This is a genomic window from Pseudomonas sp. HP_08 (genome assembly GCF_055284095.1).
The window spans coordinates 590,482-611,420 of the sequence record NZ_JBTOQC010000001.1; the positions used below are offsets into that span (position 1 = coordinate 590,482).

15 protein-coding genes are annotated in these 20,939 nt (G+C 58.1%); 9 read left to right on the plus strand and 6 right to left on the minus strand.

The window, feature by feature from the left end:
- Positions 1 to 138 precede the first annotated feature (138 nt).
- The 4 genes from ACYAS9_RS02815 to ACYAS9_RS02830 all read right to left on the minus strand — a co-directional run bounded on the left by ACYAS9_RS02815 (position 139) and on the right by ACYAS9_RS02830 (position 5,684).
- A complete protein-coding gene (locus ACYAS9_RS02815) occupies positions 139 to 1,530 on the minus strand; it encodes an MFS transporter (protein WP_463566778.1) in 1,392 nt (463 codons plus the stop codon).
- A 131-nt stretch (positions 1,531 to 1,661) separates the two neighbouring features.
- On the minus strand, positions 1,662 to 2,507 hold the full coding sequence (locus tag ACYAS9_RS02820; RefSeq protein ID WP_463566779.1) for an IclR family transcriptional regulator: 846 nt from the start codon (positions 2,505 to 2,507) through the stop codon (positions 1,662 to 1,664).
- Positions 2,508 to 2,835: 328 nt separating this feature from the next.
- Positions 2,836 to 5,109: a bifunctional acylase PvdQ gene (pvdQ, locus tag ACYAS9_RS02825; protein WP_463566780.1), complete on the minus strand. Its 2,274-nt coding sequence runs from the start codon at positions 5,107 to 5,109 to the stop codon at positions 2,836 to 2,838.
- A gap of 92 nt (positions 5,110 to 5,201) precedes the next feature.
- The gene (locus ACYAS9_RS02830; protein WP_463566781.1) at positions 5,202 to 5,684 is read right to left on the minus strand and encodes a sigma-70 family RNA polymerase sigma factor; all 483 of its coding nucleotides are present in this window, start codon (positions 5,682 to 5,684) and stop codon (positions 5,202 to 5,204) included.
- A gap of 148 nt (positions 5,685 to 5,832) precedes the next feature.
- Between ACYAS9_RS02830 and ACYAS9_RS02835 the strand changes: the two genes are divergently transcribed.
- Positions 5,833 to 6,828 (plus strand): FecR family protein, encoded by a 996-nt coding sequence (locus tag ACYAS9_RS02835; protein WP_463566782.1) that lies wholly within the window; start codon positions 5,833 to 5,835, stop codon positions 6,826 to 6,828.
- 2 nt (positions 6,829 to 6,830) lie between these two features.
- Here ACYAS9_RS02835 and pvdP read toward each other — a convergent pair whose 3' ends face one another.
- Positions 6,831 to 8,444: a pyoverdine maturation tyrosinase PvdP gene (gene pvdP / locus ACYAS9_RS02840; protein WP_463566783.1), complete on the minus strand. Its 1,614-nt coding sequence runs from the start codon at positions 8,442 to 8,444 to the stop codon at positions 6,831 to 6,833.
- 161 nt (positions 8,445 to 8,605) lie between these two features.
- Here pvdP and azu point away from each other — a divergent pair, with 161 nt between their 5' ends.
- The gene (azu, locus tag ACYAS9_RS02845; protein ID WP_463566784.1) at positions 8,606 to 9,055 is read left to right on the plus strand and encodes an azurin; all 450 of its coding nucleotides are present in this window, start codon (positions 8,606 to 8,608) and stop codon (positions 9,053 to 9,055) included.
- A gap of 40 nt (positions 9,056 to 9,095) precedes the next feature.
- Here the strand turns inward: azu and ACYAS9_RS02850 are convergent, their stop codons facing one another.
- On the minus strand, positions 9,096 to 10,220 hold the full coding sequence (locus ACYAS9_RS02850) for a cupin-like domain-containing protein (protein ID WP_463566785.1): 1,125 nt from the start codon (positions 10,218 to 10,220) through the stop codon (positions 9,096 to 9,098).
- A gap of 200 nt (positions 10,221 to 10,420) precedes the next feature.
- On the opposite strand from ACYAS9_RS02850, the gene ACYAS9_RS02855 reads away from it, so the two are divergent.
- The 7 genes from ACYAS9_RS02855 to ACYAS9_RS02885 all read left to right on the plus strand — a co-directional run bounded on the left by ACYAS9_RS02855 (position 10,421) and on the right by ACYAS9_RS02885 (position 20,701).
- Positions 10,421 to 11,788: a dipeptidase gene (locus ACYAS9_RS02855; protein ID WP_463566786.1), complete on the plus strand. Its 1,368-nt coding sequence runs from the start codon at positions 10,421 to 10,423 to the stop codon at positions 11,786 to 11,788.
- On the plus strand, positions 11,785 to 13,071 hold the full coding sequence (pvdN, locus tag ACYAS9_RS02860; protein WP_463566787.1) for a pyoverdine-tailoring periplasmic protein PvdN: 1,287 nt from the start codon (positions 11,785 to 11,787) through the stop codon (positions 13,069 to 13,071). The genes ACYAS9_RS02855 and pvdN overlap by 4 nt, the downstream gene beginning before the upstream one ends.
- 52 nt (positions 13,072 to 13,123) lie before the next feature.
- Positions 13,124 to 13,996 carry a dihydropyoverdine dehydrogenase gene (pvdO, locus tag ACYAS9_RS02865; RefSeq protein WP_463566788.1) on the plus strand — a complete coding sequence of 291 codons (873 nt, stop codon included), beginning with the start codon at positions 13,124 to 13,126 and terminating at the stop codon, positions 13,994 to 13,996.
- A 153-nt stretch (positions 13,997 to 14,149) separates the two neighbouring features.
- Positions 14,150 to 15,220, plus strand: coding sequence for a GNAT family N-acetyltransferase (locus ACYAS9_RS02870; RefSeq protein ID WP_463566789.1), 1,071 nt, complete (start codon positions 14,150 to 14,152; stop codon positions 15,218 to 15,220).
- Complete coding sequence (locus tag ACYAS9_RS02875; RefSeq protein WP_463566790.1) at positions 15,217 to 16,542, plus strand: lysine N(6)-hydroxylase/L-ornithine N(5)-oxygenase family protein; 1,326 nt, start codon at positions 15,217 to 15,219, stop codon at positions 16,540 to 16,542. Before ACYAS9_RS02870 ends, ACYAS9_RS02875 begins: the two co-directional genes overlap by 4 nt.
- A 17-nt stretch (positions 16,543 to 16,559) precedes the next feature.
- On the plus strand, positions 16,560 to 18,209 hold the full coding sequence (locus ACYAS9_RS02880; protein WP_463566791.1) for a cyclic peptide export ABC transporter: 1,650 nt from the start codon (positions 16,560 to 16,562) through the stop codon (positions 18,207 to 18,209).
- 92 nt (positions 18,210 to 18,301) lie between these two features.
- Entirely contained in the window at positions 18,302 to 20,701 is a 2,400-nt protein-coding gene (locus ACYAS9_RS02885; RefSeq protein ID WP_463566792.1) for a TonB-dependent siderophore receptor, read from the plus strand.
- Positions 20,702 to 20,939: the final 238 nt, after the last annotated feature.

The following is a 20,939-nucleotide window of genomic DNA, read 5'->3' on the forward strand; positions in this document are numbered from 1 at the left end:
GTATTTCCTCTTTTCGGTTTAAGTGTCCACAACTAACGCGTGCAGGGGCGCAGAAAGTACAAACCGGTACGTTCTGGGATTAATGATTTATTTCAGGTGTAACTAACCGCGACTAACGAGTTATTACTGCTGTGTTGATTACGGCGACAGTTCTTCGAGAATCCTTCCTTTGGTTTCAATGGCAAACAAGGCGGTGATGACACCGGTAATTAACAAGATCACTGCAAACACACCAAACACGTAGTGCACACCGGCACCGGAAACCGCCACGCCGACCACCAGGGGCCCGGTGGCCGAGCCCAGTCGCAACCAGGCACTGCCCACCCCGGTGCCCAGCGCCCGCAAGCGGGTCGGGTACAGTTCGGCCGAGTACAGGTAGAGCGAGAAGGTCACGGTCTGGATCAGCGCATAGCCCAGCCCGGCCAGCAGCAGGATTTGCAGTGGCGTGGTCGCCCCGGTCAACGCCAGCGCTGCCAGTGGCACCGCCCCCAGGAACAGTGCGCCGATGTACCAGCGGCGCCGGCCGACCTTGTCGATCAGCAAGGCACAGATGATCGCCGCCACCACGCCGGCTGCCGACGTCATGAAGCCGTAGGCCAGGCTGGTGTCCAGCGGCAGGTTGAAGTGCTGCCGGTACAGCGTCGGCAGCCAGGTGATCAGGCCGTTGGCGACCATGTAGGCACCGAACCACATGGCCCAGATGACCAGCGAGCGCTTGAAATACATGCCGCGAAACAGCTCTTTCCAGCCCTGCCCTGCGCTCGGCTTCTGGATCGGCGGCACTTCGACCGGCGGTGTCAGGGTCTTGCCGGACCGGGTGGCACTGTCTTCCAGGCGGGTGACGATGCGGTCGGCCTCGATCAGACGGCCCTTGGAGGCCAGCCAGCGCGGTGACTCGAACAGAAAGAAGCGCAGCGGAATCAGCAGCATCGCCGGCACCAGCCCGACGGCGAACATGGCTTTCCAGCCGTAGATCGGCACCAGCAAGTAACCAATGATGCCGGCACCGACCAGCCCGAGCAGGAACATCACTTCATAAAGCAGGAAGAATCGACCGCGCTTTTTCGAGCCGATCAACTCGTTGACATAGGCACTGGCGACCGGCACCTCACCGCCGGTGCCGATGCCCTGCAAGAACCTGAACGTCATCATCGCTATCGCACTGGAAGCAAACAGGCACGCCACGTCCATGGCCACGAACAACAGGATGGTGAAGGTCAGCACTTTCATGCGCCCGATACGTTCGGCCAGCCAGCCAAAGAACACCGCGCCAAACAACTGCCCCAAGTAACCAGCCGACAGAATCATGCCGATCTGGGTAGCACTCAGGTTCCACTCCTTGGCCAGTACCGGCATTGCATAAGCAATGGCAATGACGGTGTAACCATCAAAAAACGTCGCGGCACCAATAATGTTGCGGGCCCAGAAGACTTGCCGGGTAATCGGCAGGCGTTCCAGCCGGGCACTGATATTGGCCTGGCTCTTTCCTCCTTCGGTCAAGGGTTCTGTTTCTACTTGCTGCATCAACATGGCACTTCCTCTTATTGTTGTTCGGATTGTCGGGCGCGCGCGGGCCTGCCGTGCAATACGCACAGTGCTTGAACCGTTGTCGAGTAAGGCAGGCAAGTTGAAGCGTCAACTTGCCTTTATTTATTCAAGTATTAGTTACATGTGGGTCCGATACTGCCGTTGGCTTCCAGCGCCTTGCCGATGGCAACTGCCGCCTCCAGCGCAGATGACAAGGCACGCTCGCGCAGCTCGATGGCCGTGCAACGCACCGTTGGCGCAGCAATGCTGATCGCGCCGACGGGATAACCGTCGATGTCCAGCACCGGTACGGCCAGGATTCTCAAGCCGTCGGTGAACAACGATTCGGTGAGGATGTAGCCATCGTCGCGAATGCGCCCCAGCAGCTCGGGCAGCGCCAGCTCGCTGGCGTGGGGTTTCATGATGAACGGGGTCAGGGGCGTGAGTTGCTGAACCTTGTCCACTTCCTTTTCAGGCAGAAACGCGAGGATCGACTGGCCGATGGCGGTCTGCGTGGCCGGCACGGTAGTGCCCACGCGGATATCGACGCCCAGGCGGGTGATGCCGGCGCGGACCCGCTCCAGATACAGCACATCGGCGCCTTGCAGCACGGCAAAGCTGGCGGCTTCGTTGGTTTCGCCAACCAGGCCGCGCAGGATCGGCCGCACGATGCTGCGCAGGTCGGTACGGGCGATGGCGTGAAAGCCAAGGTCGAGCACTTTGAGGGTCAGGGCGAAACGGCGGCTTTCCGGGATGCGCGAGACATAGCCCAGTTCGACCAGCGTGTTGAGCATACGAAAGGTAGTGCCGGGATCGAGATCGGCAGCCGCGGCGATCTGGCTCAGGGTCAGTTCTTCATTGTCGGCAGAGAAGGCTTCCAGCACACGGAAACCTTTGGCCAGGGACTGGACGGTACTGCGTAACTTCTTGTCGTCCGGTTCTTGTAGAGAGGCAGTTGCAGTTTTATCGCTCTTCAACATGTTCTTCGCACCTTTTTTGTTTTTTCGGATTGCGAAATATTTTTCTCTTATATAGAATACCAGTTTGCCGATTTGTGTCCTATTCGATTTATCTTGCTGATTCTGGTTTTTATATTCTGTTTGAATATATGAACGACTGTTGGCGGGATTTTTTGCGGGTAATAATTGCAAGCAAAAACTAATTAACTATTTGATTTATATATATTTAATAGTATTTCTTCGTGACTGACCGGATGCCAAAGGCCTCCTGGAAGCACCTACAAAAAGGCCCGGAATCTTTTGCCATCAAGATTCCGGGCCTTTTCGTCTGTGCAATGGTGCGCGAACGCTATTCCTTCAAGCGCACGGCTTCCAGATTCGGATCCGCCTTGATCTGCTCTTCATTGAACGGCAACACCGGCCACTGCTGACGAGAGAACAACTCGGTCTGATCCGCATAATGCTTCGAGGCCGGGTCGCTGGATTGCGAGAACGACAACACGCCCTGCGCCACCGGGCCTTTGTCGTCGAAGCTCACCAGCTGGATATAGCTGCTGCCACTGACCACCGACAGCGTGCCGTCTTTTTGCGGCGTGCTCTGCATCGCGTTGTATACGCCCAAACGCCCGTCACCGCCTGGTACCGGGATGCGTTTACCGTTGCGTTCGGCCACTTGCAGTTGTCCCCAGGTAACGTCGGCGGGCAGCTTCAGGGCGTCGACCTGAGTGATGGCTTTGCGCAGCATATCGGCCACAGCACTGGCGACGTCCGGTTGTTGCCAGGCGATGCCGCGCGGGGTGTTTTGCGCATCCTTGGCATCGAACGGCACGCGCCAGCCTTTGCCTTGCGCCTGGAATTCGCGCACGAAGGCCTGGAAGTAGACCCAGCCCATCGAGGCATCGACCCCGGCGCTGCGGTTCCAGTCCTTCATCGCCACACAAGCACGCTGGAATTCGCTGCCGGCCTTGGGCGCGCCGCACCATTGCAGCAGGTCATCGAGCAGCAGGTCGGCCGAGTGCACGCGGTTGCCGGTCACCAGCCCGCGCAGGAACGACTCGCTGATCGGCGCTTGTCCCAAGCCATTGAGTTGCGTCAGGGCAAAGCGGGCGCGCAGGCCCAGTGGCGAGCCTTCACGGCTGATCAGCGGCGAGAAGCCGGTCAGCGGTTGCGCCGGGTTGCTCAGCCAGGCGCTGTCGTTGGAGTTCTGCACAAAGTCCTTGCGCAACAGCACCGGCAGTTGCGTGCCCGGCACGATGCCCGGCTGCACCGCGCCTTCGGCGTTCTGCCAGTCACAGGCGCTGCGACTGCCATCCAGCCCCGGCAGGCCGTGCGCCTGCAGGGCCGGAACGACACAGCTTTGCAGTTGCGACACGGCAACATTGGGCACCACCGAGACATTCATATAAGCGGCTTGGCCCTGCTGGTCGGCGGCCAGAGTGTTGACCCACGGAATGCCCTGAATACGCTGCACCACATCGCGCAACTCGGTCACGCTGCCGGCGCGGTTCATCGCGTACCACTGCTCCACGGCGCGGGTGTTGGCCAGGTTCGCGTCCTGGAAGGCATAGGCGTTTTTGCTGTCCCAGTCGGCAACGCCCGGCCACTTGATCAACGGGCCGAAGCGCGATTCGTGGATCACCTGCTTCTGGGTGGTCAGCGTGCCGTCGGCTTCACGGATCTGGATCTGCACGTCGCGCTGTTGCAGTGGATAACTTTTGCCGTCGACCACATAACGCTGCGGATCACTGGCGTCCAGGGTCAGCTTGCGCAGGGTGAAGTGCCCGGAGGTGTCCACCGTGTGGGTCCAGGCCAGCTGCCGGTTGAAGCCGATATTGATCACCGGCAAGCCGGTCAGGGACGCGCCCATCACATCGAGCTTGCCGGGAATGGTCAGGTGCATCTGATAGAAGCGCAGCGCGCCGAACCACGGAAAATGCGGATTGGCCAACAGCCGGCCACGGCCGTTCTCGGTGCGCTCGCCGCCCACCGCTACGGCGTTGCTGCCGCGCTCGTAGACAGAACCCAGCACCCGTTCCGGGTCGATGCTTGCGTTTTGCACGGCCCGTGACGTCGGTGGCGCGGCGGCCAGCAACGGCTCGGCGAAACGACCGATGCCGCCTTCGACCATCAGCCTGTGGATAAGCCGCACCATGTCCTTCTCGTGCAGCGACCGCACCCACTCGGCGCCTTTGCAGGCCTGCGGCGCGCCCTTCTCGCTCAGGTAACGGTTGAAGCCGGCGACATAGCCGGTCAGCAGTTGCTTGACCGGCTCGGGCTGCGCGTTCCAGTAATCGTCGACCGCCTTGTCGCTGTTCAGCCAGGTGAAGAACAGGTCCGACTGGACATTGCCCAGCCGCGCAGTCGATTGCCCGTCACGCCCCAGAAAGCGCGAGCGCTCGCCGCGGGCGGTCAACACTTCATCGCTGAGCAGGCACAGGTTGTCGCGGGCATAGGCGTAACCCACGCCGTAGCCCAGGCCACGTTCGTCACTGGCCTTGATGTGGGGGATGCCGAAGGATGTCCAGCGGATTTCGGTTTCACCGCTGTGCAATGCATCGCGGGTACACCCCGCCTGAGACAGCAACAGCGCGGCCAGGGCACTGACCAGAAGACTTCGACGCACCTGAATACCTCTTGCAGATCATTGAGCGGCCCGGAACGGGCGCAACTCATGGGGATGCATGAGGGACGTGCGGACGCGGGATAAATTTAAGCTTAAGAAAGGCGTTCCATCTCGAATACCCGGACACGGCAATGCTTCATGGCATTGACGATATGTTTCTCGACCATGGCCTTGGAAATATTCATCGCACAGGCGATATCGTCGTGGCACAGGCCTTCAAGTTTGCGCAGCAGAAAAGCCTGCTGGCAGTTGGCGGGAAGTTCTTCCAGCGCCTTCATGACCATTTCGGCGCGCTGCATCTGATAGAGCGTGGCATGCGGGCTGTGCGCATTCGGACTTTCTTCGGCGACGATATCGCCCAGTGATTCACTGTTGCGCACCAACCCCCGGCGGAATATATCCACGCACAGGTTGATTGCGGTGCGATAAAGAAATGCCTTAGGGTATTCAAGTCCTTCAAGACGAGGACTTTCCAGTACTTTTAAATAAGCGTCATGCGCCACATCGGCGGCCAGATTACGATCGCGTAATCTAATCGTCAGATAGCCCAGCAGACCTTGATAGTACTGTTCCATTTTTGCTCCGCCAGGAAACCGTGCATCGGATCCTTGACATTCAGTCGCTATATTAAAAAAACGACCAACTGTATAATAATTCTCATCCGCATAAAAATAATTTCATGCAGTCTGTTACAAGATAATTTCAGTCATATCGGTAGTCTCAATGCCCAGCCAAACGCCTCCACCCGCGCCCCATGACCGTATCAGCGATGAAGCGGCGCACTGGTGCATGCGCCTGCACGAGGCGGACTTCTCCGAGCAGGAGCGCGCCGAACTTGAGGCGTGGCTGACAAGCGATGAAGCCCATCAGCGTGAATTCGACGCGATGCTGGATATCTGGAACATCAGCGAGTTTTTACCGGCGGCAACCACAGCGCCCGCGAAAGTCATCCCGCTGGTGCAACCAAAGCCTGAGCGCACACCGAGGCGCCCGATGATGGCCGCCGCCGCGCTGGCCTTCACCTTGCCGCTGGCCGGTTTGATCGGCTGGAACCAGGGCTGGATTCCAAACAGTTACGAGCGTTTCGACAGCGAGTCGGCCACCCGCGAAATCACCCTCGCCGATGGCTCGCAGGTGCAGATGAACATCGGCACGCGCCTGTCGTGGAGCAATTACAAGGACCAGCGCAGCGTGACCCTGAGCCAGGGCGAGGCCTTCTTCAAGGTGCAGCACGACTCGTCGCATCCGTTCATGGTCAACGCAGGCCTGGGCCAGATTCAGGTCACCGGCACGCAGTTCAATGTCTGGACTTACAAGGACTCCGTGGTCGTGACCCTGGCCGAGGGCTCGGTCAGGGTGCTGGGCGACAAGCGCGAACGCGACCGGGTCGCCTACCTGTCACCGGGCATGCAGGCACGCTACACCCTGGCGAGCATCGACCCGCAGGTTAGCGCCGCCTCGCTGGACAACACGCTGGCCTGGCGCAACGGCAAATTGATCCTCGACAACCTGACCCTGGCCGATGCCCTGCCGCAGATCAATCGCTACCTCGACACACCGGTGCATGTGGCCGATGCAGCGACGGCGCAGTTGCGCATTGGCGGCATCTACAACACCCACGACATCGCCAGCCTGGTGCAGGCGTTGCCGAAGGTGCTGCCGGTGACGCTGAGCCGTAATAGCGAGGGTGAGACGGTGATCAAGCGCAAGTCAGGTTGAGATCAGACTTTGCCAGGCCCGGGAGGCAGATAACGGCCGTACCACGGGCGACGCGGGATGCGTCCGGAAAGACGCTCCATTTCCTGCTCACTGGCACGAATGACATGCAGCGCCAGCTTCATGGTTTCGATGTCCAGTTCACCGCCACCGCCGCCATTGCTGCGGCCCCAGGCACCACAACCGGCCTGCGCCGGGCCTAGCCACGGTTCATCGATATCGACCCAGCGCCCCTTGGCAAACCACTTCACGCCCCCGACTTCGGCGCGTCGCACCTCGCCGGGATGCGCCTGCTCATGCGCATGGAACCAGTCTTCGATACGGTCATCGATCCAGCCATGAAACGCCCAGAACACCGGGTTGACATGGGATGAGAACGCATCGGCCAGATAATCGTTTTCTGCGCGAAACCAGCGCTCGGAGAAGTCGTCGGCCGGACGGTCATAAATCATCGGGTACTGACTGTTGGGGTCGCGCCCCACCGCAGCCCAACACATGTGCAGCCAGTCATGCAGGCCCAGCTCGATGCGGCTGCCCAGTTCGCCCAGGCATATCGTGCTCAGGTATTCCGGGTTCTGGTATTGCGCTTCCCAGACCTGGAAGTTGCCGTAGTAACCCTCGCTGCTTTTGACATCGCGCAGCCATTGGTTGAAGGCATCGTCGCCCTGCGATTCCCACGCCGGCGGCACTGAGTAGCCGTCATGATTTTCCAGATAATCCACGAATGGCTGGATACCGTGCCCGATAAAAGGCCGGGGCGGTGGAAAGGATTGCCAGGACTTCAAGTCCTGAAAACTGCGTGCATGCCCCAGCATGCCCCGGTGCATGTACAGGAAGTCTTCACCTGAACCGTTCTTGTGCCGGTACTTGCCGCGCGCATCGCGCTCATGCCCCAGCGGTCCGGGCTGCCAGCCCAATGCACGTAGTGACTGATGATGATCCGGGTTGAGCCGGTGCCAGCGGTCGCGCGTCGCATGCCATAGCTGGTGATAAAGCCGGTGCCCCGGCGATATCAGCCAGGCATGCAGATCCGGGTTATAGGGCAAGCGCTCGCGAGCCTGAATAAAGGGCCGCCGGACGGCGACGAATCGAGCCTGTTGCGTAGACAAACCCACCTGACTGCCACGCAGGCGCAACGTGCCACTCAGGGTCGCCTGGCCACCACCGGTGCTCCAGATGCCCCAGACTTCGTCGAAAATGGCTGAGCATTCATAAGCCCGGCCCGATGTGTCTGCCAGCTTCCAGCGCAGGTTGGGCTCCTTACCTGTATCGAGATCACCAAAGAGCTCAAAGCCGCCTTCCTTGAACGGACGCCGCCCCAGATGACCACGCAGCGCACGCCCGGACGGGCCGACGTCCAGCAACAGCTCCAGCCCGTCACCGGCCAGATCGGCAAACGCCTGCTGCCCATCGAGCAAACGGAAATCCCAGATGCCGACCAGCCGCCCGGCCAGCAGGCTTTGCCCCAGCGTGGGCGGGACGATGGTGGGCTCTTCGGCCAGCGCGGCCTCTTCAGCCGCCTGATAGCGCTTGTAGCCCAAAACCGGCAGCCCGATTCCACCTGCCGTTGCAGCCACTGCCGCCGCACCTGCGAGCAACCCACGCCGAGAAAACTTCATCTAGCCCCATCCGCTTGTCCGCTCTCTGGTCAGAGCGCCTGCCCCAAGAACGAACGGCCTGCGCCGGAATTTATGCAGGTGGGCGACACATCACCGACTAAAACGACTCGCCGCTTGTTCGTCTGCTTTGCAGAACTTTCGAAATGCAGCTGGAGAATCACATGTACCGCGCTTTAGTTTTAGCTCTCACGCTGGCCCTGCCGGGCTTGGCCTGGTCGGCAGAGAACTGCTCCACCGAAATCCATGGCACCGACATGATGACCTTCGACAAGAACGAGATCGTTGTACCGGCAAGCTGCAAAAGTTTTACCGTCACCCTGAAACACCCCGGCACCATGCCCAAGGAAGTCATGGGCCATAACTGGATTCTCAGCCAGACCACCGACATGCAGGCGATCCTTGATGAAGGCAGCACGGCCGGGGTCGAAAATGGTTACCTCAAGGCCGATGACGCACGGATCATTGCCCACACCCGATTTCTCAGCGGTGGCGAGGAAGACAGTGTGACCTTCGACACATCGAAGCTGAAAGCCGACGGGGATTATCAGTTCTTCTGCTCGTTTCCTGGCCATGCCGTGTTGATGAAGGGCCGTTTGAAGTTCGGCGCCTGACGATCGAGGCCGCCACGCAAGGCGGCCTTTTTGTATCGTTTTACCAACGTCCGGAATTGACCCAGAAGTTGACCGACAGCGACGTCGACACCGACTCGACCTGGTGGAACCAGCCCTCAGGCAAGAACAGTAAATCCCCCGCCTCCAGCACGATGCGATGGAACAGCACATCACGGGCGGCCGGGTACTTTTCATAGTCCGGCTGATTGGGGTTCACATCACACCCTTCAAGCCCGCCGCCTTCGGACGTCGACCAGGTGCCCAGCGCTTCGCGGTGATGAGGGGCTGCGAGAATGAACGACTTCTGGCCCCAGACCTGAGCGAACATATTGTCCGAGTCATCGCGGTGCAGCGGCGTGAGGGTGCCTTTGGGGCCGATCCAGATGCGCGGCTTGATATACAGCGAGCGCTCGAAGTATTCCGGAAAGCGGATCAGTTCCAGCAACTGTGCAGGCACGACGTTGTTGCCCATGTAGGGCGCAGGCTCTCCCGGTGCGCGCGGTCGCTCCAGCGACTCAATGAATTCGGCAATAGAGGTCGAGCGAAAATCGCGGTCCGTGGAAAAAGTCTTTTCCGCGTAATCACCATGTCGGGTGATGCCCTTCAACTCGGCAAAGTGAATGATCGATTCTTCGCGGCTCATGTTGAAGAACGGCCAGTCCCGCAAAGCGTCGGTGAGAATGACCGGCGTGCCGAAGGGCAGGTAGTCGCGGCGAAAATCTTCCACCGACAGGCTGTTGAAAGGGCGCCGCTCGATCTCCCGCACAGGAGGCTGCCCGGCAGAAAGCAGGTCGCTGGCACGTTCGCGTGCCGGATAGCGCTGGTTCATCTTGACCGCTGGCTGCTCGACCGTCGTGCCACGTCGTGCCGCGCTGATAATTTGCGGCAACAGGGTCGCCAGCCCCATTTGCCCATCGATCTTCAAGCGGCCATTGGCAAACAGCTCCTCGACATCCTGAGTGCCCTGCAAAATGCCGGCAAACTCCTGGGCACCCACTGCAATGGTGACGTCGGCCGCCGCATGCCGGCCCGGACGAACCTCCAGCGTGTCGCTGACGGCGGCCCAGACCCTATTGTCCTGACCAAAATCGAACTGGAACACGCCCTGCACACCAACCGCCTGCGCAGCGGAAAACAATCGGGTCAATACCGCGAGCACATCCATAAGCCATCTCTCCTGAGCGTCAGATCAAGTGCCCGCCCTTTTCACCCTTTACAGAGCGGCGCACGACATGCCCTGTAAACGAATGGCACCGCGCCGAAATTATCGCAAACAGCCCAAGGTTAAATTCAGCCGCACCTGACTCGTTATTCCCCCAATCACCGGCAGTCAGCCGGTACACGTCGATACAGTCCGGGAGTTTGATGAGCATGAGTCGCGCAGCCAGGAAATGGCTAATCTTGAGCATCGTGACAGTGGCCGCACTGGCAGCCGCGGCGGCCCTGGCCTGGTGGTTTTTCATCGGCCGGGTACAGCCCTACCCTTCGGATATCACCCGCCGCGCCAACGAGATGCAGGAGCGCATTCTCTCGTTCGACAGCCATATCGATATCCAGCCCAACTTTGGCGCGCCAGGCAACGAAGCCAACAAGGATGGCCGTACCCAGTTCGACCTGGTCAAGGCGGCGCGTGGCCGCCTCAGTGGCGCGGCACTGACCCTCTGGTCCTGGCCGGAATTCTGGAACGGCGCCAATGGACCGCATCGGCCAACGCCAGGCTTTGTCGAGGCCGCCCGCCACGAACTGGAAACCCGCTACCGGATCATTACCGGTATCGCCAAAGACTTCCCCAATCAGGCTGGCATCGCCTATACACCCGCCGACTTCAAACGTCTCGCCCATGAAGGCAAGTTCGCCATTGTCATCAGCATGCTCAACGCCTATCCGCTGGGCGACGATGTTTCAAAGCTGGATGACTGGGCCGCACGTGGCATGCGTATTTTCGGCTTCAGCTATGTCGCCAATAACGCATGGGCCGACTCTTCACGACCGATGCCGTTCTTTGGTGATTCGCCGGATGAGCTGGGCGGCCTTTCACCGCTAGGTCGCCAGGCCGTACAACGGTTGAATGACCTGGGCGTTGTCATCGATGTTTCGCAGATGTCCAGCCAGGCGCTGGAGCAGGTCACGCAACTGAGCCGTGCGCCGATCATTGCCTCGCACTCAAGCGTAAAGGGCCTGGTCGATTTGCAGCGCAACCTTACGGATAAGGAGCTGCGCCTGATCAGGGATACCGGTGGGGTCGTGCAGATTCCGGGGTTTTCTTCGTACCTGAAGCCTTTCTCCAAGGAGACCCTGGAGAAGATCAATGAAATGCGCGCCAGCTTCGGTTTGCCCAATGTGCAAAACCTGTCACAGGCCAGCATGCCGGCCGACCCGGTGTTCTCGATCTGGCCGGAAAAGAAGTTCGGTGAATATGCCGGTGCCCTGTACGCCATTCTCGATGAGGACCCAAAAGCAACGCTCAAGGAGTTTGGCGATGCCATCGACTATGCCGTGAAGAAGATTGGTATCGATCATGTGGGGATCAGTTCTGATTTCAACGATGGCGGCGGGATTATTGGCTGGGAGAACGTGGGCGATACCCGCAATGTCACCGCCGAGCTGATCCAGCGTGGTTATTCGGAAGAGGACATTGCCAAGTTGTGGGGCGGTAACTTTCTGCGGGTGTGGGAGAAGGTGCAAACGCTTGCAACTTCTGCCAACACAGACGTCTCGGTGAACAGGCCATGAATACGACCACACGACGGGCGTTTATCCAGAACACGGGGCTGCTCAGCGCCGGACTGGCATTGGGTGCCAGTTCATTGCCCTCATACGCCGCCGCTCAAACAGCCCTCTCAACTGCCGCTGACTGGGAAACATTCCGGCAGCTCTTTCCCCTGGACTTCAATTACGCCCATTTCGCCAACTTTCTGGTTACCTCTCACTGCGCGCCCATTCGCATCGCGATTGAAGCTCACCGTGAGCGCCTCGATCGAAACCCGGCCCTGGTTATGGACTATGACCGAGAAGAAGTCTGGCAGCACGAACATGAAGTGCGTGTTCAGGCGGCACGCTACCTGAATGCTACGCCAGGGCAAATCGCACTGACGGGCAGCACCACCGAAGGACTGAGCATCGTCTATGGAGGTATCAAGCTCAAACCCGGACAAGAGATTCTCACCACCGTACATGAGCACTATTCAACCCGATACGCCCTGCAATACCGGACCCAGCGTGACGGCAGCCTCGTGCGCAAGATCAGTCTATTCAAGAGCCCCCGGCAGGCGTCCGAAGACGAAATACTGGATGTCATCTCTCGCAGCATCCGGCCTGAAACCCGCGTACTGGGCATGACCTGGGTTCACTCGGGCAGCGGTGTCAAATTGCCGATTGGCAAGATCGGTGAACTGGTCAAAGAGAAAAACAAAAACCGCGCAGAAGAAGACCGAATCATCTATTGCGTCGATGGCGTACATGGCTTTGGTGTTGAGAACCTGAGTTTCCCCGAAATGAACTGTGACTTCTTCATTTCCGGGACACACAAATGGATGTTCGGCCCGCGCGGGACCGGCATCATTTGCGCCGCCTCTGAAAACACCAAGGACCTGATTCCTTTCAGCGCAACGTTCTCCGAGGCCAAGAACTTTGCAACGACCTTCACGCCCGGTGGCTACCATTCATTCGAGTATCGCTGGGCAGCCAGCAAAGCGTTCGAACTGCACTTGCAACTTGGCAAGGCCAATGTTCAGCAACGAATACACGAACTGAACAGCTACCTGAAACAGCACCTGATATCGATCAAAGGCGTTGAACTGGTCACCCCGCAAAGCAGCACCCTGTCTGCCGGCTTCACCTTCTTCCGCATGGCGAGCCTGAACGATGAGGCGCTTGCAACCTACCTTAATCAGAACCGGATCATTGTGGACTCCGTCAGCCGCGATGCGGGCCCTGTCGTGCGTATGGCTCCCGGCCTGCTAAACACCGAGGCCGAGGTGGACAGGGCTGTACAACTGATCGCCAAAAAAGCCTGAAGCCTCATCAGCCTGCGCAAACACAGACACTTCCATCACTCAGAGGAGCCGTATGAAACGTCCCTATAAATATCTGCTGGCGTCTTTGCTGGCACTGTCTTTCAACGTGCCACTGGCCTTCGCGCAAACGCCAACTGATGCCAAGCCCGGCACTGTCTTCAAAGACTGCAAGGATTGCCCGGAGATGGTTGTCTTGCCGGCCGGCAGTTATGTCATGGGCGCACCGGACGACGAAGTGGGCCGCCAACCCGATGAAGGCCCGCAGCACACCGTGACCTTTGCCAAGCCTTTTGCGATCAGCCGCTTTCAGGTGACTGCCGGCGAGCTGGATGCTTATATCAAGGCCAGCGGCGTAGTGATTAAAAGCGGTGACAAACGTCCGGGTCGTTGGTGTGAAGCGAGCAAGCCCACCTATAAGCAGGGTCCACGACAGCCTGCTGTGTGCGTCGACTATCACGAGGTTCAGGCCTACAGCGAATGGCTGGCCAAACAGACCGGCAAGCCCTACCGGATGATCAGCGAAGCCGAGCGTGAATACGCTGCACGCGCAGGCTCTACAGGCCCTTTCCCTTTCCCGTTCGATAAGGAAGGTGAATACCAGATCAGCAAGCACGCCAATACCTATGGCCCCGCAGATGGCTATGCCTACAGTTCGCCAGTTGGCAGTTATCCGGCCAATGCCTTCGGCGTGTATGACATGCATGGCAACGTTTACGAGTGGGTTGCCGATTGCTGGCACAAGGATTATGTCGGCGCGCCGGCCGATGGCAGTGCCTGGATCGAGGGTGGGGAATGCGAGTCGGCGCATATGCGTGGTAACGATTGGGGCGAACCACCAATCTTCTCGCGCTCGGCCAATCGTAATGACAGGCTGAAAACCACGCGTGGCGACTTCCTCGGCTTCCGGGTCGCACGCGAACTGTGAGCCATCGTACGGGAAGCCGCAGTGTCTAAATACAGCCTGCGCTTCCCGTCGAATCAAACCTGAAAATCCCTTCGCGACGACGTCTGCACCACTAAATCCCCCCGCCGCTGCTTCGTTTTACAGCCATAGCCTTTGAAGCGCGGAACAGCCCCGATGGATACCCAAGCCGGCCTGCCAGTTCTTGGCAGTCTCTACCCTGATCGACAGCTACACGTTCATTACTCGACAGACAAACTGGTCGTTGCACTGGATACCACGGTGCAGCTCGAAATCGTATTGCACGGTTCTGCGCCGGATCAACTGCAAGGCAGGATCAGCTATCTGAATCCGGCTATAGAGCAGCAAGCGTTGCTCGGCGCTTTTGAAGGTGCATTTACAACACGTCCGTCACTGAAGAGCCTGACCATCGTTACGTCTGAAGCATCGACTGCGATTGATGCCTTGCTTGCTGATGGCGTGTTGCGTCAGGTCGACGTGAACATGTATCTCTGTTCCGCGCAGTCTCTGTGGCAAGACCCACGTCCCTGGCTGGGCAAGCACTCGTTTGGGGTCGCGCCCCAGCAGTACGTCATCACCGAGAGCAAGCGCCACCCGTTGCGCCCGGTCGCACCATCAGGCGTGCTCTATAGCCGCTATATCCCCTGGCTGGGCCAGACCCTGACCTTCCAGCAAGCCGATCCCGAACATGACCTGTCCGCCTTCAACCGCTGGATGAACAGCCCGCGCGTAGCGCAATTCTGGGAAGAAGAAGGCAGTCTGGAGCAACATCGTTCCTACCTGCAAAAGCAATTGGCTGATCCACACACCTTGCCCTTGATCGGCCGCTTCGATGGCCAGCCGTTTGGCTATTTCGAAGTCTACTGGGCCAAGGAAGACCGCATCTCGCCCTTCTACGAAGCCGGCGATTACGACCGCGGCCTGCACCTGCTGGTCGGCGAAGAAGCGTTTCGCGGCAAGGCGTTCTACACCGCCTGGTTCTCGTCGATCTGCCACTACCTGTTTCTCGACGACCCGCGCACCCAGCGCATCGTCTGCGAGCCGCGCCACGACAATGAGCGGCAGATCGCCAACTTCGACCGCAGCGGCTTCGCCAAGGTCAAGCACTTCGACTTTCCCCACAAGCGCGCACTGCTGGTGATGTTGACGCGTGAGCGCTTCTTTTCCGAGCGGCTGTACCAACCTCTGGACAGCATCAAACCACCGAAGGAAGGATTCAAGGTATGAGCTCCGCAACCATTCATGATGTCATCGGCGTCGGCTTCGGCCCCTCCAACCTGGCCCTGGCCATTGCGCTGGAAGAACTTTCCCAGCTTAACGGCAAGGCCCTCAATGCCCTGTTCATCGACAAACAGGCGCATTACCGCTGGCATGGCGACACGCTTTCTTCGCAAAGCGAGCTGCAGATTTCCTTCCTCAAGGACCTGGTTTCCTTGCGTAACCCGACCAGCCCGTACAGTTTCGTCAACTACCTGAAACAGCAGGATCGCCTGGTCGACTTCGTTAACCTCGGCACGTTCTACCCCTGCCGCCTGGAGTTCAATGATTACCTGGGCTGGGTGGCCGAGCAGTTTGCCGAGCAGGCGGTGTACGGCGAAGAGGTCACGCGCATTGAGCCGGAGTTCGATAACGGCGCCATTCACCACCTCAAGCTGATATCGAAAACGACTAACGGCCAGGAGCATGTACGCCATGCTCGCTCGGTAGTAATCAGCACTGGTGGCTCGCCGAAAATCCCCGACGCTTTCGCGCCTTACAAGAACGATCCACGGGTTTTCCACCACTCCACCTACTTGACCAGCCTCAGCAAACTGCCCTGCAGCGAAGGCAAGCCGATGCGCATCGCGATTATCGGCTCCGGGCAAAGCGCGGCAGAAGCGTTTATCGATCTCAACGACAGCTTCCCGTCGGTCAAGGTCGAGATGATTCTGCGCGGCACGGCACTCAAACCCGCCGACGACAGCGCATTCGTCAACGAAATCTTCGCCCCGCAATACACCGACCTGGTGTTCAAGCAAACCCCGCAAGATCGCGAAAAGCTGATCAAGGAATACCACAACACCAACTACTCGGTGGTCGACCCGGAACTGATCGAGCGCATCTACGGCATTCTCTATCGCCAGAAAGTCGCTCATCAATACCGCCACGCCGTGCTGTGCCGGCAACAAGTCGAGGCCGTTCATACAAGCGATCAAGGCATCGAACTGACCTTGCGTGACCTGGCCACCAACCAGCAACGCACTCATCGTTATGACGCCATCATCCTGGCGACCGGCTATGAACGCCGCACGCATCGCTCGTTGCTGGAACCGCTGGAAAGCCACCTCAATGGCTTTGAAGTGGACCGCGATTACCGCGCACTGGCATCGCCTGCATTGTTGGCGCCGGTGTTCCTGCAAGGCTTCTGTGAAACCTCTCACGGCCTGAGCGACACCCTCCTTTCGGTCCTGCCGATGCGCAGCGAAGAGATCGGCAAGGCGCTGTACAAGGCCCTGAAGATCCAGACGTCCACCCACGAGTCTCAGGCCGCCGCGCTGATCAGCGCCTGACCCAGCAGGAATTGTTTATGTCCCAGCCAACCCGCGGCGCCATTCGCGAACTCATGACGCTGCTCAAACCTTTCTGGCCGATCGTGACGATCTCGATCGTCCTGGGCATGGTGGGGGGGCTGAGCATCACCACCCTGCTGGCCACGATCAACAAGGTGCTGCACTCCGACAGCGGCATGACTCAAGGCATCGTACTGAGCTTCGCCGGCTTGTGCCTGATGGCGCTGCTCAGTTCCATCGTGTCCGATATCGGCACCAACTATGTGGGGCAAAATATTGTCGTCAGGTTGCGCAAGACGCTCGGCGAAAAAGTCATGTCTGCCCCTATCGAACAGATCGAACGTTATCGCACCCATCGGCTGATTCCGGTATTGACCCACGACGTCGGCACCATCAGCGACTTTGCTTTCGCCTTCGCGCCTCTGGCGATCTCGCTGACAGTGACCATCGGTTGCCTGGGTTACCTGGCCATGCTGTCCTGGCAAATGTTTCTGTTGATGGTGGTAGCGATTGCGATAGGTACCACGGTGCAATACTTCGCGCGCAGCCATGGCATCAAAAACTTTCTGGCCGCCCGGGAAACCGAAGACGAACTGCAGAAGTACTACAGTGCCGTATCAGAGGGCGCCAAAGAACTGCGCATTCATCGCCCGCGCCGGCATCGGATGTTCGATCAGCGTATCCAGGGCACGGCCAACCGTATTCGTGACTTGCAAATCCGCGCCATTAACATCTTCGTGGTAGCCAAGACCTTTGGCTCGATGCTGTTCTTCGTCGTCATCGGACTGGCCCTCGCCTTTCAGGCTTATTGGCCCAATGCCGATAAAAGCGTCATGAGCGGCTTCGTGCTGGTGCTGCTGTACATGAAAGGCCCGCTGGAACATCTGATCGGCACACTACCCATCATCAGCCGTGCGCAGATCGCGTTTCGCCGTATCGCCGAACTGTCCGAAAAGTTCTCTTCGCCGGAGCCGCACTTGCTGCTTGAAGACAAGGCCCCTGAAGCGATGACCATACAAAGCCTGGAACTGCGTGATGTGCAATATGCCTTTCCTGCGGTACAAGGCAGCGATCCGTTCCGCCTGGGCCCGGTAAACCTGCGCATCGAACAAGGCGAGATTGTCTTTATTGTTGGCGAGAACGGCTGTGGCAAGACCACGCTGATCAAACTGCTGCTGGGACTTTACGCGCCACAGAAGGGCGAAATTCTGCTAGACGGCCAGCCCATCGTCGCCCGGAACAGGGACGACTATCGCCAGCTGTTTACCACGGTGTTTGCTGACTATTACCTGTTCGACGAGCTGGTGCAGGGCGGCGGCGATGTACCGAAAGAGGCCGAGCGTTATCTGCAACGTCTCGAAATCGGCCACAAGGTCACGATTCGCGATGGCGCGTTCAGTACCACCGATCTGTCCACCGGGCAGCGCAAACGTCTGGCACTGCTCAGCGCATGGCTGGAAGGCCGCCCGGTGCTGGTATTTGATGAGTGGGCGGCCGATCAGGACCCGACCTTCCGGCGTATTTTCTATACCGAGCTACTGCCAGACCTGAAACGACTGGGCAAAACCATCATTGTCATCAGCCACGATGACCGGTATTTCGACATCGCTGATCAGTTAGTCCGCATGGAATCCGGGAAGGTTAGAAGCGAAGCTCTACCTGCCTGAAAAATCTCGACGCGAGCCTTCCGGTTTTCCGAGTTGAAGCGTTGAAGTAATGCGAAAAGAAAAAATTCTCAATTGCAAAAACAGAGAAAACCATGCCCGCACACACTTTGAGCAAACTGACTCCCCTGGCAACAGCATTGCTGATGCGTAACGCCATTCGCCCGAAACTGTCACTGACCGGTTTGGGCATGGCCCTTTCCATAACCCTGTCTTCTCAGGTTCAGGCTCAGGAATGGAATCTGAATATTCCGGCACAGCCGCTTGATAAAGCGCTGCAGGTCTTTACAGAACAGGCCAATGTTCAGCTTCTTTATAACCCTGGCGATGTACAAGGCCTGCGTTCTACTGCCGTGAATGGTCGCTACGGCCTGGATCAGTCGATCGATCTTCTGTTGCGCGGGACGGGGGTCAGTTATCAGATCACGGGCAATACGCTGACGCTGATAGTGCCATCTCCTGGGGAGGCGATGGAGCTTTCGTCGGTGACGATTTCGGGTAAGGCACCGGGGTCGATTACAGAAGGAACAGGTTCTTATACGACAGGTTCGACAAGCAGCTCGGCCCGTCTGAACCTGAAGCCGCAGGAAACACCGCAGTCGGTCACTGTAATCACACGCCAACGCATCGAAGATCAAAAACTTGATGACTTGGCCGATGCCCTGGATGCGACAACCGGTATTAGTGTCAAACCGTTGGTGTACGGTGGTGATGCGCCACAAATTTTTTCACGTGGTTCGACCATTAACAACTTCCAGATTGATGGCGTACCTACAGCCTCCTCAATGGGCAACTATCTACAAGCCACGGCCATGTATGACAGGATCGAAGTGGTGCGCGGCGCAACCGGCATCATGAGTGGTCTGGGCAAGCCATCAGCGACAATCAATATGGTCCGTAAGCGCCCGACCTTTGAGCCGCAGGCCTCCATCACAGCGGAAGCCGGCAACTGGGACCGCTATGGCACCGGCCTGGATGTATCAGGCCCGCTGACCGACAGCGGTAATATCCGCGGCCGGCTGGTCGCCGATTACAAGCACCTGCATGGCTGGACCGATAATTTCGAGCAGGAGAGGATGACGCTTTACGGCATCAGTGAGTTCGACTTGAGCGAGGACACCCTGCTGACCGTAGGCTTCAGCCACCTCACCAAAAACACGGACTCGCAAGCGGCCAACTTCCCGATGGTGTACAGCAACGGTCAAAAGATCGACATCGGCCCTTCAAATAACGACACGCCACGCTGGGCTTATTACGACCATGAGCTGAGCAGCGTCTTTGCGTCGGTAGAGCATAAGTTTTCATCGGGCTGGAGTTTGAAATCCGAACTTTCTCATTCCCGTTACCACTATGAAAGTATCTATGCCACCATCACCGGATCGGTGAATCAAACCACGGGAGCGGGCGCTCGATTACTGACCCCCTACTGGGTCAACACGACAGAGCAAAACAACCTTGATACTTATGTAACCGGACCCTTTTCCTTATTCGGTCGCGAGCATGAACTCATTGGCGGTGTGACATTGACACAAGTCCACTCCTACGGGAACAACTACACGATGAGCCCGGCCACGTACCTGGTCCCCAATATATTCACCTGGGTCGATGACACACCAAAACCGAACTATAACAAGACGGGTGAAAGTGACCGCCACGAGCATCAATACAGCGCCTACTCAAACGTTCGCTTTCACCTGACAGACAGCACGAGCCTATTGATTGGCGGTCGTGTAACCGACTGGAAAAACAATAACGACAGCCTGACCTTATCAACGGGTAACATTGCCAAAAGTCGCGGCCGCGAAACAGGGATATTCACCCCGTATGCCGGCATCGTGCATGCGCTGGATGAAACTTGGTCGCTGTATGGCAGCTACACTAAAATTTTCCAGCCGCAAGATCCCTTGGTCAGTCAGTACGTCACCTCTCCTCCGCCAGAGGAAGGTACAAGTATCGAAGCCGGCGTAAAAGCGCTGTTCAATGAAGGCCGCTTAAACTCCAGCCTTTCACTCTTTCAAACCAAGCAAGACAATCTGGCCATCTGGAGCAATACCAGCAATGGTTATGAGCTTTACAATAACACCACCACAGAGGGTGTGGAACTTGAGCTCGCCGGTGAACTCTCAGAAGGCTGGAACTTTAGCAGCGGTTATGTCTACAGCGTGACACGCAATGATGAAGATGAACGCATCATGACACGCGCGCCACGGCATAACCTGAAAGTCTTCACCACCTATCGCTTGCCCGACGCGCTAAACAAATTCACCGTCGGAGGGGGATTTAACTGGGAAAGTAAAACCGGAGACAACCTGAAGGTCATTGAGCAAGGCAGTTATGCGCTGGTTAACCTTATGAGTCGCTATGACATCAACCAGAACCTGTCGCTCTCAGTCAACGTCAACAACGTATTTGACAAAGAGTATGCCTTTGCGGGTACTCGCGGAACATTTGGCCCACCTCGAAACGTTATGACCTCACTTAAATACACCTACTGAGTGAGGATCGTCCACTGATCGCGTCACCGGTCGTTATTCTTCTGGCACCGCAACACTCATGAGGACGTGTCGAGCAGGTAACTGCTCGACACTGAATCGACCCTAAGCGCGCCATAAACCCCATCTCAAAGGATGGGGTTTATCGTTATCAAGGTAGTGGCGCGTGGATCTTATTCAACGAGCGAGGACGACCAGGTATATTTTTCATTCCAGGCCATCCTCGAAACCAAGCGGTAAA